Origin of the sequence: uncultured Deefgea sp. (genome assembly GCF_947072475.1) — a bacterium.
Lineage (GTDB): Bacteria > Pseudomonadota > Gammaproteobacteria > Burkholderiales > Chitinibacteraceae > Deefgea.
This window is the reverse complement of sequence record NZ_CAMTIA010000061.1, coordinates 1-16,321: the sequence shown is the minus strand read 5'-3', so window position 1 is coordinate 16,321 and position 16,321 is coordinate 1. Positions and strand designations below refer to the sequence as shown.

At 46.8% G+C, this 16,321-nt stretch carries 13 protein-coding genes; 9 read left to right on the top strand and 4 right to left on the bottom strand.

The window, feature by feature from the left end; all coding sequences use genetic code 11:
• Positions 1-2,208: glycosyl hydrolase family 18 protein (locus Q0V82_RS14520; protein WP_297576881.1), on the top strand; the 2,208-nt coding region annotated here is incomplete at its 5' end.
• A gap of 206 nt (positions 2,209-2,414) precedes the next feature.
• Here the strand turns inward: Q0V82_RS14520 and Q0V82_RS14515 are convergent.
• The 4 genes from Q0V82_RS14515 to phoB form a co-directional block, all read right to left on the bottom strand.
• The gene (locus Q0V82_RS14515; protein WP_297576880.1) at positions 2,415-3,041 is read right to left on the bottom strand and encodes an AAA family ATPase; all 627 of its coding nucleotides are present in this window, start codon (positions 3,039-3,041) and stop codon (positions 2,415-2,417) included.
• Between the two features lie 238 nt (positions 3,042-3,279).
• Positions 3,280-4,359 (bottom strand): transaldolase, encoded by a 1,080-nt coding sequence (gene tal / locus Q0V82_RS14510; RefSeq protein WP_297576879.1) that lies wholly within the window; start codon positions 4,357-4,359, stop codon positions 3,280-3,282.
• A 130-nt stretch (positions 4,360-4,489) separates the two neighbouring features.
• A complete protein-coding gene (gene phoR / locus Q0V82_RS14505) occupies positions 4,490-5,776 on the bottom strand; it encodes a phosphate regulon sensor histidine kinase PhoR (protein WP_297576878.1) in 1,287 nt (428 codons plus the stop codon).
• An 82-nt stretch (positions 5,777-5,858) separates the two neighbouring features.
• Entirely contained in the window at positions 5,859-6,545 is a 687-nt protein-coding gene (phoB, locus tag Q0V82_RS14500) for a phosphate regulon transcriptional regulator PhoB (protein WP_226765125.1), read from the bottom strand.
• A gap of 334 nt (positions 6,546-6,879) precedes the next feature.
• Here phoB and Q0V82_RS14495 point away from each other — a divergent pair, with 334 nt between their 5' ends.
• From Q0V82_RS14495 to Q0V82_RS14460, 8 genes are all read left to right on the top strand, one after another.
• Complete coding sequence (locus tag Q0V82_RS14495) at positions 6,880-7,248, top strand: gamma-butyrobetaine hydroxylase-like domain-containing protein (RefSeq protein WP_226765126.1); 369 nt, start codon at positions 6,880-6,882, stop codon at positions 7,246-7,248.
• Between the two features lie 109 nt (positions 7,249-7,357).
• A complete protein-coding gene (ubiE, locus tag Q0V82_RS14490; protein WP_297576877.1) occupies positions 7,358-8,101 on the top strand; it encodes a bifunctional demethylmenaquinone methyltransferase/2-methoxy-6-polyprenyl-1,4-benzoquinol methylase UbiE in 744 nt (247 codons plus the stop codon).
• Between the two features lie 86 nt (positions 8,102-8,187).
• A complete protein-coding gene (locus Q0V82_RS14485; RefSeq protein WP_297576876.1) occupies positions 8,188-8,784 on the top strand; it encodes an SCP2 domain-containing protein in 597 nt (198 codons plus the stop codon).
• Positions 8,785-8,841: 57 nt separating this feature from the next.
• The gene (ubiB, locus tag Q0V82_RS14480) at positions 8,842-10,353 is read left to right on the top strand and encodes a ubiquinone biosynthesis regulatory protein kinase UbiB (protein WP_297576875.1); all 1,512 of its coding nucleotides are present in this window, start codon (positions 8,842-8,844) and stop codon (positions 10,351-10,353) included.
• Between the two features lie 88 nt (positions 10,354-10,441).
• Positions 10,442-11,050 carry a hypothetical protein gene (locus Q0V82_RS14475; protein ID WP_297576874.1) on the top strand — a complete coding sequence of 203 codons (609 nt, stop codon included), beginning with the start codon at positions 10,442-10,444 and terminating at the stop codon, positions 11,048-11,050.
• A 189-nt stretch (positions 11,051-11,239) separates the two neighbouring features.
• Entirely contained in the window at positions 11,240-12,550 is a 1,311-nt protein-coding gene (locus tag Q0V82_RS14470; protein ID WP_297576873.1) for a TolC family outer membrane protein, read from the top strand.
• A 162-nt stretch (positions 12,551-12,712) separates the two neighbouring features.
• Entirely contained in the window at positions 12,713-14,887 is a 2,175-nt protein-coding gene (locus tag Q0V82_RS14465; RefSeq protein ID WP_297576872.1) for a type I secretion system permease/ATPase, read from the top strand.
• Positions 14,874-16,208, top strand: coding sequence for an HlyD family type I secretion periplasmic adaptor subunit (locus Q0V82_RS14460; RefSeq protein WP_297576871.1), 1,335 nt, complete (start codon positions 14,874-14,876; stop codon positions 16,206-16,208). Before Q0V82_RS14465 ends, Q0V82_RS14460 begins: the two co-directional genes overlap by 14 nt.
• The last annotated feature ends 113 nt before the right edge of the window (positions 16,209-16,321 follow it).

Below are 16,321 nucleotides of genomic sequence, written 5' to 3'. Positions count from 1 at the left end.
ACAGCAACGCCAACCGCGACACCAACAGCAACAGCAACAGCAACACCATCGGCAACGCCAATTCCTCCGGGCTCGCAAGATCAATGCCGTCCAGCGGGTTTGGTTTCTGAAGTTGTGAATGTGCCATATTGCGATGTTTACGGTACTGACGGGCGTGAAAAACTCGCTAACAATATGCAACGCCGTAGCATCGGTTACTTTACGAACTGGCGTACTGGTAAAAACGGTCAACCTTCATACCTCGGTGCAGACGTGCCTTGGAATGACATTACGCACGTGAACTACGCATTTGCGCACGTTAATGATCAATGGAAAGTGTCGATTGGTGATGTAAACAATCCAAATAACTCTTCAGTGGGCATGGAATGGCCAGAGAAAGGCGCGAAATACGCGCTTAATCCAAATCTGCCATACAAAGGTCACTTCAATATGTTGAAGACCAACAACAAGAACGGCGTGAAATTGCTGCTTTCTGTTGGTGGCTGGGCTGAGACTGGCGGCTTCTTTAATGATGCCGATGGCCGTACTGTATCAGGTGGTTTCTACGCCTTGACGACCGACCCAGTGACGGGTGCGGTTCGCCAAGATCGTATCGATACATTTGCGAAGTCTGCTGCTGCATTTGTGAAGCAATACGGCTTTGACGGTATCGATATCGACTACGAATATCCAACTTCAATGTCGGACGCGGGTAATCCAGAAGACTGGAAGATCGGCAATGCCAAACGCGGTGATTTGTGGAAAGGCTATATGGCTTTGACCAAAACATTGCGCGCTGAGTTGGACAAACAAGCCGTAGCGGATAAGAAATACTATATGTTGACGATTGCATCACCATCGTCAGGCTACTTGCTACGTGGTATGGAAGATTTCGAAGCGGTGAAATACCTCGACTTCGTGAATATCATGACCTATGACTTGCACGGCGCATGGAACCACTTCGTGGGTCACAATGCCGCTTTGTATGACACAGGTAAAGACAACGAAATCGCAGATGCGAAAATCTACCAAGGCGGCGATGCGCATTATTACAATTCACAAGGTTATTTGAATATCGACTGGTCATATAAATACTTCCGCACTGCACTAGCAGGTGGTCGTATCAATATCGGTCTACCGTACTACACTCGCGGTTCACAAAACGTAACAGGCGGCACCAATGGTCTGTGGGGTATTTCTGCTCTAGCTGATCAGAAGAAATGTTACCTCGGCACGGGTGGCAACTTAGGCCCTGATGCATTGAGCCCGAAAGCGGGTGCACCATGCGGCTTTGGCGCTCAAGGGATTGATAACTTGTGGTTCGACCGTGACGCAGCGGGCAATGAAATGTTTGCCGGTGTGAATCCATTGTGGCACGTGAATAACTTACGTGAAGGCTTGCCAGTGCCATATGTTGCTCAATACGGTCATGATGTGACTAAGCCTGCAGCCCAAGTGACGGGTAATTACATCGAGTACTACGATGATGTGGCTAAATCGTCTTGGTTGTGGAACCCACAAAAGAAAGTGTTCTTGTCGACTGAAAATGAGAAATCATTTGCCGCTAAAGTACAGTACGCCATCGATCAAGGTGCTGGCGGTATCATGTTCTGGGAAATGGCCGGTGACTACAGTACGCCAGCGCAAAATGGTACTGCTTCATACGGTATGGGTAGTCACCTAACCGCATTGGCGGCAACGAAATTGCGCGCAGCAGCACCGTACGGAGTGAAAGCGGGTGATGAGAAATTCGTTCAGCCAGCTGAAGTGTTGGATGTGACGATTGATTTGGTTGGCTTCAAACCTAAAGGCGATGATAACTATCCACTCGCTATTGGTGTGAAACTGAAAAACAACTCAACCGTTGATTTGACTGGCGCAAAAGTGTCGTTCAATGTCGCACCATCAACGCCATTAGTACAATCAGAAGTGCAATACCTGAAACCGAGCGATCCACCAGTAGGTAACGGCGTAGAAAACTTGGTTGATATCTACAGTGGCGGTGTGTGGTCGGCAGTTCCTGCGGCGAACACCATCGGTAACGTCGGCGGCTTGCCAAATGGCTTCCACCGTCTGTCGTACGAAATGAAAGCAACGGGTTGGGGCGTATCTGACTTTAGTGCCGGCAAAACCATCACCATCGGCATGCGGGTGTTTATGCCTTTGACGGTACCAACTGGCGTTATGCTCACCCTGCCAAACGGCAAAGTGTATGGTATTAAGCAATAAGTGATGTGGCGCACTCCGTGGTTTTGAGTGCGATGAAAAACGCCGCGATGCAGATCGCGGCGTTTTTTTATTTTAATTTAACTAGTGTAAGGTTTAATTGAATAGATCATTTCGAGCTGATTTTGATGAATGGATTAACGATGAAAATCGCGCAAGCCATGGATGTGAACGCCGATAAAGCGCTTTTTGCTGTTTGCATTTAAATGCTAGCGGATATGCAGCCAATCAATCAGGGGTTGCCATTCTTTTCGGTCGCGCTCGGTACGGGAATTGGGTAGATCAAACAAAGTCATGCCGCGCTGTATGGTTTGATTGTAAAGCTGGGTATCTCGTAAACAGCTGAGTAAAGGTAGATCGTAACGACTCAAAAACTCAGGCAATTGTTGTGCTGATTGGGTGCGTGAGTTGACTCGCATTCCGACAATACCAATTTTAACTTCATCGTGGCGAACGGCTTTCAACTCGGCAAGATCAGCAAAAAAATCGGCGCAGGCCCATAAGTCAAATGCCGATGGCAATACCGGCACGATAATGTGATCGACTAGATTGATGGCGTGTTTGAGTTTCTTGCCACTAAAACAAGCTGGGGTATCAAGGATGGCAACTTGGCAGCCTTTGGGAGGGCGAGCGATATGATCTGTGCCGATATCCCAGCGCTGTATGCTGGGTAAAGATTTGGGGCGAAGATCAAGCCAGTGATGACTTGAGTGCTGTTTGTCTAGATCACCTAACATGACCGCGTCGTCTTGCCATGCGAACCAAGAAGCTAAATGCGTGGACAGCGTTGATTTGCCACTGCCTCCTTTCGGATTGACAATGAGAATTTTTCGCATCTGATTTCCTTTGCTTTATACGGACATAAGCAACGGCATTTTACTGTTGACTTAGGTTGGCTTACGTAAGAATAACACAAGAAAATTCATTGAATTTGTTTTGTTTGATGAAATTAATTTGTTTGCAACATGAAATTATTTAATAAAAAAGCCCAAGTATTTGTCTTGGGCTTTTTTGAGATTGGGCTTGCCCCAAATGGGCGGGCGCCCATCGTCAATCGTGCGAAGGCGTGTCGACTTACTTGGTGAGTTCCAGCAGTTTAACGAAGGCTTCGTCAAATTGCTTCAAACCTTCTTGCTGCAACTGTTCACCCGCGAGGTTGTAGTTAATGCCCAGTTGACGCACGGCCACCATGTTCGCAATCGCGGCATCAATATTAGTGTCGAGCGTATTGGCGGCTTGACCATGATCGCGAAATAGCGCGAGGGTTGCATCAGGCACAGTGTTAACAGTTTCTGGTCCGATCAATTGCTCAACATACATCACATCGCTATACGCTTTGTTTTTGGTGCCAGTTGACGCCCACAGCAGACGTTGTGGATGTGCGCCCAGTGCTTTAAGTGCAGCAAAACGGTTGCCATGAAACAGTTTTTTGTAGTGTTGATACGATACTTTAACAAAAGACAGTGCAACCTTACCGCGCAATGCCAGTGCTTCTGGTGTACCAATGGCTTCTAATTGTGGGTCAATCAAGCTATCAACACGTGACAAGAATACTGATGCAACGGCATGTACGTGATTGACTGGTAAGCCAGCAGCAGCACGTGCTTCAAGACCGCGAATGTAGGCGGTTAAGATATTATCAACGTGAACCAAGTTAAACATCAGCGTGACATTGACGTTAATCCCTGAAGTAATCAGCTCTTCAAATGCAATTACGCCAGCGGGGGTGGCGGGCACTTTGATCATCACGTTCGGGCGGTTAATTTCAGCCCAAAGACGTTTTGCATTATCAATGGTGCCTTGGGCGTCGTTGGCCAGTGTCGGTGACACTTCTAAGCTCACATAACCATCAACACCTTTGGTTTCGTCGTAAATCGAGCGCGTTAAATCACAAGTCGCTTGAATGTCCGGCACTACCAACGCTTCGTAACGTTGTTCGGCAGTCAAATCTTGTTTTTTCAATTCAGCTAAATCACCGGTATACAGCGGATCAGAAGAGATGGATTTGTAAAAAATAGCCGGATTAGAAGTTACGCCAGCAATGGCGTCTTCTTTGAGAATTTTCGCCAATTCACCTGAGGCGATGAGACCACGCGAAAGATTGTCCAACCAGATACTTTGACCGAAAGGTTTAATTGCCGCAATTTTGCTCATAGTTACATACGCCTGTGTGAGTGAGTAATAATGATCTTGGGGCATTATCCGGTAACATCAAGAGCCTGGGTTTGTGTTTGCACAAACTGTCATGTTTTCTTGCGTTATTTTTAACTTTCTTTACGCCGGCTTACTCTAAAATCCGTTGAGTTGGAAATTTAACCGCAAATTCACTGCCTTCACCCAGACGAGACTCAACCGCCATGATGGCTTGGTGACGGTGCAAGATATGCTTCACAATGGCTAAGCCCAGCCCTGTGCCACCGGTATTGCGTGAGCGGCCACGATCAACCCGGTAAAAGCGTTCAGTGAGCCGAGGAACATGTTCTGGTGCAATGCCAATTCCGGTGTCTTTGACCACAAAACACGCCTCATCACCGCGCATTTGCCAAGACAGCATGATCTTGCCGCCCGCAGGGGTATAGCGCACCGCATTGGAGACCAGATTGCCTAAAGCGGAATGCAGTTCATCGTGATTACCAATTAAGCGCTGGCGCGCGATGGATTCGATACTGACCGTGTGGCGACCTTGCGACAGACCTTCAGCCTCAATGCGCAGCAACTGCAGCAATTGAGGAATATCGACTTCTTCTTCTTTAAGTTGCTGACCATTTTCAAGTTTGGATAGCGTGAGCAAATCATCGACTAAACGCTGCATTCTTTGCGTTTGTTCATACATCAATTGCATATGCTGTTCGCGCGTCGGCGTATCGATGTGGGGCATATCAATCATGGTTTCAATAAAACCGCCAACCACCGTCAGTGGCGTGCGTAATTCATGCGAAACATTGGCAACAAAATCTCTGTGTACTGTTTGTACGCGATCAAGCTGGGTAATGTCACGACTGAGTAAGAGTTTGCGGGTTGAATCAAAAGGAATCATTTGCACTGAGAGCACTTGCTCTTGAGGGCGCATGGTGCGCAAAGTGACCGGATGGCTAAAATCTTGTTCTTTTAAATATTCACGCAAAGCCGGATGGCGCAGTAAATTGGTGATTTGCTGACCAGAGTCGGTTTTACGATTCAGGCCCAAATGGATCTGACTGGCAGGATTGCACCATTCAATTCGATCGTATTCATCCAAAATCACCACACCGTCAGGCAAGGCTTCGGCTGCAGATAAAAAACGATCAAGCGTATTGGCTAGCCGATCTTTGGATTTTTTTTGCGAGCGAACTTGTTCATACAGTTGGTCAAACACATCTTGCCACAGCATCATACTGCCCGGCACGGTATCGACGTCGGGGTGTTTGAGCCATTGATTGAGACGATTAAGGTTAATCAAATGATAACAAATCGTGGTGCTGAGCATCACGAGTGCAAATATAAAGCCCCACACCATCGCCGTGCTGGCACTGATGGCAAAAGCGATAACAGCAATAAAAAAATACAAAATAATCGAGCGCAGCCAGAACATGAAACGGCCTTTGGTAGTGCAAAAAATGTTTGGCGACGTCAAAAATCATCAACGCGACGTGCTGTTGATGATTTTTGCGGGCTTAGTTCACTGAGAGTCGATAGCCTGAGCCACGAATGGTTTGAATTAAATTATCGTGCCCCGTACCCTCTAAAGAAGATCGTAAGCGGCGAATATGCACATCAACCGTGCGTTCTTCAACAAACACATGATCTCCCCATACTTGATCGAGCAAATGCGCGCGCGAATGAACGCGTTCAGGATGCGTCATAAAAAAGTGCAATAAGCGAAACTCAGTCGGACCTAAATCAAGCGGCTGGGTATTGCCAAAAACACGATGGGTAATCGGGTCTAAACGCAAGCCTTTGATTTCGACTGGATCATCGGTTACTTGCGGTGCTCGGCGGCGCAACACGGCTTTGATACGCGCTTGCAATTCGCGTGGGCTAAATGGCTTGGTAATGTAATCATCAGCCCCAGTTTCTAAGCCGATGATTTTATCTTGTTCGTCTGAGCGCGCAGTGAGCATGATCAAAGGAATTGATCTGGTGCGCTCATCAGCACGTAATTTTTTAGCAAAATCGATCCCGGACATCCCAGGCAGCATCCAATCCAATAAAATAAGATCGGGCAGTGCGTTGCGAACGACGCTGCTAGCGGCTTCTGCTGAGTCTGCACGAATAATGTGATGACCGACTTGGGAAAGATTAAAAGCAATTAACTCTTGAATTGCTGGTTCGTCTTCAACCAGTAAAATTGTTGCGGCCATAGAGTGCTCCTCGCGGAAAAAGTTCAATTCGTTTGTTGCGAGAATAAGGCTTTTATATGAACAGAATATTACAAGTCGATGGCTTACCGATATATATTTTCAAACTATGTAAAGAATTCAACCGTATATCCTTCGGGATTTTCCATGGTGCTGCGTTACAAAATGCTGACTTAGTACGTTGGTTATGCCCGCTTTGGGCGGTGTGCGATGTTTTTTGTCCTAGCGCCAAATCCATAAAATGCCGCTGTTAAATCAATCGTTCACCGTCCCTTGGCTGCGAAGCAAGTGAAAAGCAGGGTATTATGGCGACTCCATTCGAGAGAAAGTGATTTTTATGGCTGGTTTATTGCCAACAACGCCGCAGCCCACTGAACTGGTCTTGCATCAAGTGTCCCGTGTGCTGGAGATTGCGTTTGCCGACGGCGCTCGATTTCATTTGCCGTGTGAGTTTTTGCGGGTATCGAGTCCATCTGCTGAAGTGCGTGGCCATGGCATTGGCAACGAGACTTTGCAAGTCGGCAAAGCCAAGGTCAATATCACCGCGATTGAGCCTGTTGGCCATTATGCGATCAAGCTGGTGTTTGACGATGGCCATGATTCGGGCTTGTTTTCGTGGGAGTATCTGTACGAGTTGGGGCGTGATCAAGCCGTGCTGTGGGCGCAATATCTTGCGAAGTTAAACGCAGCTGGCGCGTCACGTTAAATTATTTAGTAGGGTATATAAAAGCAGACTTTGATTGGCAAGCATTTGCTTAATATACCCTAGGGTTATTCATATTGGGCTGAGGCTCAAATCAAGAAATAGGTGCACGATGAGCGAACACGATCAAGCGACTCATTTTGGGTTTAAAACCGTCAATGAATCAGAAAAAGCGCAGAAAGTCGCCGAGGTGTTTCACTCGGTCGCACAAAAATATGATGTGATGAATGACTTGATGTCTGGTGGTCTGCACCGGGTTTGGAAGTTTTTTACCATTGAAACCAGCGGCGTGAAAGCGGGCGACAAAGTGCTCGATATTGCCGGTGGCACGGGTGATTTATCGAAAGCTTTTGCCAAAAAGGTCGGTAAAACCGGTCAAGTGTGGCTGACGGATATTAATAGCTCCATGCTGGGGGTTGGCCGCGATCGCTTAATGGATCAAGGTTTTGCGCTACCCGTTGCCCAGTGCGATGCTGAAAAACTGCCGTTTCCAGATAATTACTTTAATTTGGTGTCTGTGGCGTTTGGTCTGCGCAATATGACGCATAAAGATGCGGCGTTAAAAGAAATGCATCGGGTGTTAAAACCAGGTGGTCGTTTGCTGGTGCTGGAGTTTTCTAAAGTGTGGGCGCCTTTGAAGCCCGCTTATGATATTTACTCGTTTAAATTGCTGCCATTTATGGGCAAATTGGTCGCCAATGATGCCGATTCTTATCAGTATTTGGCTGAATCCATTCGGATGCACCCCGATCAAGAAACACTGAAACAAATGATGCTTGATGCCGGTTTTGGCCGTGCTGATTTTCATAATTTGACGGGTGGTGTCGTGGCTTTGCATAAAGGCATTAAATTTTAATTTTAGGTATTGCTCTGTCGCCTTTATTGCTTAGGGTCTGGCAGTCAATACCTCGGGTTTGGTGACATTGACTTGCTCGCGGGTAAATGAATGTTAAAGACGCTAATGATGAAGAGTGCTGCGTGATGCTGCTAGCTGGAATTTTGAATCACTTATTCGCTCAAGCGCCGGTGTTAGCCGCTGAGTTAGCGCCATTACACGGGCGCACCTTTCGGCTACAACTGCCTTTTGCTGCGGCAACGGTGGTGGTGACTGAGGCGGGTTTACTCGCCGATTCACAGGCGGACGCTGAGGCGGTTTTAACCATGCCAGCGCGATTTTTTATGACGCGTTGGCGAGATCGACCGGCGGCATCTCGCTTGGTACAAATTAGCGGCGACGCCGAGTTGGCGGGCAAAGTTGGCAATGTGCTGGCCGCGCTGCAGTGGGACGCGAGCGAGGATTTATCCTTATTGCTGGGCGATGTTTTGGCCGAACGCGTGCGCCGTATCGCGGTTAGCATGGTGCGTACGCCGCAAGCGATGGGCGAGCGGATGGCGCAAACCTGGGTTGAATATTGCCGTGATGAACAAAAAATGCTGCCGCAAGCGTATGCAGTGACTCAGTTTTGCGATCAGGTTGACCAGCTGCGCGATGATGTCGCTCGACTTCAATTACGCTTACGCCGTCTTGAACGTTCTTAATTAGTTTCAGCCAGTTGGGCGTTATGCGCTGCGCAATTGGCCTCACGGAAATCTCGGATGTCTTTGTTTCGCTTTATCAAAATCGCTCGCGTCGTCGTTCAATTTGGCCTTGATGAGTTCTTACTCGGCCATGAGCGAATGCGTGGCTTGGGGCAAATCGTTAATCGCGCTTTATTTTGGCGTCGCCTTGATCAGCCACGTGCGGTACGTTTACGTTTGGCCTTGGAGTCATTAGGGCCGATTTTCGTTAAATTTGGTCAAGTGCTGTCGACGCGGCGCGATTTAATGCCGCTCGATATCGCCAATGAATTGGCCCAATTGCAAGACAATGTGCCGCCATTTGCCTCGTCACTGGCGATTGAGCAAATTGAGCGCAGTGCCGGACGATCGATTGCTGAGTTATTTCTGGAGTTTGACCCCCAACCTGTTGCGTCAGCTTCGGTGGCACAAGTGCATCGAGCACGCTTACATAGTGGCCAGGCGGTTGCCGTTAAAGTCTTGCGTCCCGGTATTTTGCCGGTGATTGAAAGCGATTTGGCCTTATTGAAAACAGTCGCCGTTTTGGTTGAAAAACTCTTTGCCGACGGCAAGCGTTTAAGACCGCGTGAAGTGGTGGCTGAATTTGATCGCTATTTGCACGATGAATTGGATTTGATGCATGAAGCGGCCAATGCCAGCCAATTGCGGCGTAATTTTCTCCATTCAGAGCAATTAATTGTGCCTGAGGTGTTTTACGATTTTTGTTCCCGTGAAGTTTTGGTTTTGGAATGGATGGACGGGATTCCAATTGGCCGGATTGATGAATTAAAAGCCGCTGGTATGGATTTAAAAAAACTCAGCCGATTTGGCGTAGAGATTTTCTTTAGCCAAGTTTTTCGCCATGGGTTTTTTCATGCTGATATGCATCCAGGCAATATTTTTGTCGCTGCTGATAATAGGTATATCGCGCTAGACTTTGGTATTGTTGGTACGCTGTCTGATACTGATAAGCAGTATCTGGCGATTAACTTTTTGGCCTTTTTTAACCGCGATTATCATCGCGTTGCCACGGCGCATATTGAATGCGGTTGGGTACCCGCAGATACCCGAGTTGAAGCGCTTGAATCGGCGATACGCACGGTGTGTGAGCCGTTTTTTAATAAGCCATTAAGCCAAATTTCTTTTGGTTTTGTTTTGCTGCGTTTATTTGAAACCTCACGCCGGTTTAATGTTGAAATCCAGCCGCAGCTGGTGCTGCTACAAAAAACCTTGCTCAATATTGAAGGCCTCGGTCGTCAGCTCGATCCGGATTTGGATTTATGGCAAACCGCCAAGCCATTTTTAGAGCGCTGGATGAATGAGCAAATGGGTTGGCGTGGACTGATTTTGACCTTAAAAAAAGAAGCGCCACAATGGGCGACTTTATTGCCAACGTTACCGCGTAAGCTCAATGAAGTACTCAATCAAAATCACACCGAATTATTGCTGACTGGTTATCGCGGATTGATGTGGGAACAGAAAAAACGTAATGCCATTCTGACTGTTATTGCATTTTTGTTGGCTGGAATTTTACTCAATACCTGGTGGTAAACTTAATAAAATAACATCATAACTGACGCAAAAATTTCTGCTATACCTAGTAAATTAGCTGATGATTAATTTACACAAGGAGTAGCAGATGATGCGGATAAAACAGGTCGTTGTGCTTAGTAGTTTGATTTTGGTGAGTAGCATGCTGCCAGCACAAACGATGGAAGGTACGCAAGGCGAGCCTGCCGCAGGACAAATTCAACTCACGCCAGCGCAGCAGCGTGCAGCCATTCAAAAACACAGCCAAGCTACACTCAGCGAAGTCTACAAATTATATCCTGATGCTCAAGCGCAAATAGCCAAAGCTGCGGGTTATGCCGTGTTCCAAACTGGCGGAGTGCAGGTGTTCTTGCTCGGCGCCGGTGCCGGCGATGGGATGGCCGTTTCAGGTAAAAAAACAATTTATATGAAAATGGTTTTGGCTAAAGCCGGTTTAGGCTTTGGTTTTAAAGAAACCCGACAAGTGTTTGTTTTTTCTACCGCAAAAGCATTTCAGCAATTTATTAATAAAGGTTGGACTGGCTCTGCTGAGGCGACCTTAGCCGCCAAAGCGGATGAGACAGGCAAGGCGATTTCAGGGGCTCGGCATTTGGGTAAAGGGGTGTATTTTTACCAATTCACCGAGACTGGCTTAACTGCTGAGGCGACCGTGGTTGGCTCTAAATACTATCAAGATGCGGCATTGAATTCAAAATAAGCAGTAGATGCGAAGTCAAGTTTGCCGAGCCACCTAATTTGGACTGACCTTACTTCACCTATAAATTACCGACCATCCTAGAAATCTTGTTCTTGAAATACGCTTGGTCTTAAGTTCTTACAAAAGAATAGACCTGAAAGAATCAACTCAGACGCTGCTGACAGGGAGTTGTTAGTAAGGAGTTAAAGCATGAATAAATCAAGCGTGTTTATGGCGGTAGTCGCTAGTTTTTCATCATTAGTTTATGCCGCACCATTGCCACAAGTGGTTGAAAGCTTACTACAAACCAGTCCGGATATTTTGTTTGATTCGGCCAACCGTAAAGCCAGTAATTACGCCGTTGAACAAGCAAAATCAGCTTATTATCCGCAAGTGGATTTGTCTGCAGGGATAGGGCGAGAATACGATAAAAACCTGGCCACTCGCGTGGTCTTTAATGACAGAGGAACGAGTTTTACTCGGCGTGATGCAGAGGCTTTACTGACGCAAATGCTGTTTGATGCACAAGGCACGGCCAGCGAAGTGGCTCGTCAACGTGCACGTCAGTTTGGTGCCGCTAATCGCTTAGCGAGCACGTCGGAGGATATTGCCTTAAAGACCACCGAATCTTATCTGGATGTTTTGCAGGCGCAAGCGTTGTTGGCCTTAACGCAAGCCAATCTAGCCACGCATGAAAGCACCTCTGAGCAAGTTAAATTACGCACTGCCGGTGGCTTTGGTCGCAAATCGGATGATGAGCAAATTAATGCGCGAGTTGCTTTAGCTAAAGCCAATGTGGCCGCAGCGCAATCGAGTCTTAACGAAGCCAAAATTGCCTATGTGCGATTTGTTGGGGATGCGCCGCAAGACTTAGTTCGTCCAGATTCACCGCAAGATTTACCCAATCATCCCGACTTGGTGGGGGATTGGGCGGTGGCTGGCAATCGTTTATTGCAGGCCGCCAAATCAGACGTCGATGGTGCTCAGGCTCAATTGGGGATTGCCAAATCGCAAATGTTTCCACGCGTTAATTTAGAGGCCGGTGCGACTTATAGTAATTCATTAGACGGGCTTTCTTTTGAAGGTGCGAGCCGTGTTTATGGCATGGTGAGAATGCGGTATGCCTTTAAAAGTGGCGCAGATCAACAGCGGGTTGCTGAAACCACCGAGCTGACGTATGCCGCCCAAGAATTAGCACGGCGGGTTGAGCGCCAAGTTCGGCAAAATGCGAGCTTATCGTGGAATTCCATGTCTATTGCTAAAGAGCGCATTCCTGAACTCAGCAAATACGCCGAGTCGAGTAAGTTGGCCCGCGATGAATACAGTAAGCAATTCTCTTTAGGGCAACGCTCTTTGTTGGATTTACTTGATGGTGAGAATGAATATTTCACCGCGAGTCGCGATTTGGTGATTGGTCAATTTGATGAATTACGGGCTCGGTTTAGATTGTTGGCCGATGGTAATCAACTACTTAAAAATCTGGGTGTAACGCCACTAGATGGTACTTTATTGCCCGAGTAGGTGTAGGGCTGTGTTTCTTTGGTTTATTAAAATCGAGAGCGTCGTTGTTCCCTTCGGCGCTCAACATTTTATTTAATGCGCCATCCTCTTTGTGCTAATACCGATCGAAGCACGGTTTAAGCGCTTTATTTTCTGAATGGCTCAATCTAATGGAAGTACGCCGTGGATACCCGTTCTGCAGAATTTACCACTCATGAGTCAGCGATTCCGCATGACGCTTTTATCCCGAATGATCCGCTCACCACTTGCTTAATTCAACTCACGCGTTTTTATCACCGACCATTTTCAGCGCAAACGCTAACCAGTGGTTTGCCTTTACAAGGCAATCGCTTAAGTGCGGTTTTGTTTGCGCGCGCAGCGGCGCGCGCGGGTTTAAACGCGCGTTTGCAACGTAGAACACTGAGTGATCTGCCTGAATTGGCGCTGCCCGTTGTTATTTTATTGAAAGAGGGTGGCGCATGCGTAGCGATTGAGCGTGAAGGAACACGCTGGAAAATTTTAGAAGCTGAGTCTTCTGGTGGTGAGCAATGGCTTGAGGCTGAGCAGCTTGATGCTTTGTATTGTGGCTTTGTTATTTTTGTAAAACCGAGTTTTCAATTTGATACGCGTACCCAAAAAAAGCATATCCCACGTGCGGAACATTGGTTTTGGAGTAGTTTGCGGCTTTGTTATCCACTGTATAGCCATGTCTTACTGGCAGCGGGTTTAATTAATTTATTTGCTTTGATTTTGCCGCTATTTACGATGAATGTGTATGACCGTGTAGTTCCCAATCAAATTTATGACACCCTATGGGTGCTGGCGATTGGCGTTATTTTGTTATTGGTTTTTGATTTTATTATTAAAGCTTTACGCGCCTATTATATTGATTTAGCCGGTAAACGCATTGATGTCATGTTATCAGCTCAAATATTTGAGCATGTCTTGAGTTTAAAATCCACGTCTCGACCTAATTCATTAGGCGCTATGGTGAGCCATTTTCAGGAGTTCGAAGGGTTTCGGGATTTTATTACGTCAGCAACCATTACGGTGATTGTAGATATTCCATTTGTTATTTTGTTTTTATTGGTTATTTTCTGGCTCGGTGGCTGGCTAGTATTGATTCCTATGGTATGTATTCCAATTATTGTGGGTTTAAGTTTGTTATTGCAACGGCCATTGGGCGATATTATTCAACAAAGCTTTCGGGTTGCAGCACAAAAACAAGCCAGTTTAATTGAAACATTAGCTGGAATTGAAAGCATTAAATCATGTAATGCCGAAAGCATTGCGCAAACACGCTGGGAAAAAATTATTGGTGAGTTTGGTAATTTGGCAGTGCGTTCTCGCGGATTTTCATCATTAATTATGATTCAAGCGAGTTTTATTCAACAAATTGCGACGGTGACCATGGTGATTGCGGGCGTCTATCTAATTGGGGCTCATGAATTAACCGTCGGTGGTTTAATTGCCTGTAATTTATTATTAGGGCGTGCTTTAAGCCCATTTGCGCAAGTGGCGAGTTTAATCAGTCGTTATCATCAGGCGCGTGCGGGCTTAAATGGCATGGAGCAGGTGATGCAATTAGATATTGAGCGACCGACGGGGCAAGATTTTGTGCATCGCCCCGATTTTCGTGGCGATATTGAATTTAGAAATGTGAGCTTTTCTTATCCGGGTGAAGATGTATTGGCGCTGGATAATGTTTCATTTCATATCTCAGCTGGAGAGCGAGTTGGCATTATTGGCCGAATCGGCTCGGGAAAAAGCACCATAGAAAAAATGATACTGGGTTTTCATGAGCCAACGCGTGGTTCGGTTTGGGTTGATGGTGTTGATCTGCGCCAAATTGATCCCGCACAGCTTAGGCATAATATTGCTTACGTTCCTGAAAAGGTATTTTTGTTTCATGGCTCGGTAAGAGACAATATTGTATTGGCGGCACCGTATATTGATGATGCGATGATGCTCGATGCGGCCAATATTGCGGGGGTGACGGAGTTTGTGAGTCGGCATCCTAAAGGCTTTGATATGCCCGTCGGGGAGCGAGGCATTGGGCTCTCTGGCGGGCAACAACAAACCATTGGCATTGCCCGTGCTTTGTTACTTAATCCGGCGATATATGTTTTTGATGAGGTATCGAGTGCGCTGGATAATCGCAGTGAAGAGCAATTTAAGCAGCGTTTTGCCCATCGTTTAGACCAAAATCATACTTTGTTGTTGATTACGCATCGGATGTCGATGCTCAGTTTGGTCGATCGTTTAATGGTGCTCGATAGTGGGCGACTCATTGCCGATGGACCCAAGGCCGACGTACTCGCGATGCTAGCAGGAGGCAAGCTCCATGCTGAAAAATAAGCGTATTAAACGAGATGATCTGCATTTTTTAGATGATGGTGCCGCCGCGATCTATGGCGAGTCGACGCGGCACGCGAATATTTTGCTTTATGTCTGTTCGGCCTTGCTGCTACTACTGATCTTGTGGGCCATTTTTGCCGAAATCGATCAAGTCACGGTCGCTGAAGGCAAGGTCATTCCGTCGAGTCAGATTCAAGTGATTCAGAATTTAGAAGGCGGAATTGTCGCGTCTATCCCCGTTAAAGTGGGTGAAATTGTGCGCAAAGGGCAGGTTTTAATGAAGTTGGATGAGAAGCGTTTTTCATCGTCATTAGAGGAAAGCACCGTAAAGCACGATGCACTTGAGGCGAAAATGGCGCGCCTGACGGCAGAGGCCAATGGTACGACGTTTGAGCCGCCCGCCGATTTATTAAAAAATAATCCGCAAGTCATCGCTGCAGAACAGCAGCTTTTTGCCGCAAGACGACGCGAACTTGAATCGTCAGTGTCTATTTTGCAAAGTGAGGCCGCTCAGCGTGGCCATGAAGTTGAAGCCATGCGCGCAAAAGTCGCTAAGTTAGAGGCCGGCTTGAAATTAGCCAATGCTGAATATGAAATGAGTAAACCGCTGGCGGAAAAAAATGTAATTTCTCAAATCGATTTTATGCACTTGCAACGGCAAATTAGCGATTTAAAAGGGGAGATTAATGAGACCCGCTTATCCATCCCTCGTTTGCAAAGTAGTTTGAGTGAAACCAATGGCAAGATAGCTGGCGTGCGCGCCAAAGCCATTGCCGACGCAGGCAATGAATTGTCTTTGGTCAAAGCTGAGTTTGGGAGTACTGCAGCCACAACGGTTGCGCTGAATGATCGCTTTGAGCGAACGACGATTCGAGCACCATTAGATGGCATCGTTAAATTAATTAAAGTGAATACGGTGGGCGGCGTATTGCAGCCCGGTATGGATGTGATGGAGATTGTGCCATTAGAAGATAATCTTTTGGTTGAGGCCAAAATTCGCCCTTCAGATATTGGCTTTTTGCGACCTGGGCAAGATGCCACCGTGAAGCTCACTGCGTATGACTTTGCCATTTATGGTGGTTTGGATGCTGATGTAGAAACCATTACTGCTGATTCGGTGATTGATGAAGCTAAAAAAGAGAGTTTTTATTTAATTCGAGTACGCACTCGCAGCAATCATCTTGGCCAAGGCCAGCATGCTTTGGCGATTATTCCCGGCATGCTGTCTACCGTTCATATCCGCACCGGTAAAAAAACGGTAATGCAATATTTAATGAAGCCGATAGTGAAAGCACGAGACGAAGCTTTACGTGAGCGATAGGTGGGTATTGCTATCAGGACTTTGTATGTTATTGGTTACATGAAAATACCCAGCATAGCTGTAATGCCGTTCACTTAAGGTCTGTTTTGTAGATTTTTCGTATCGGATAGCGC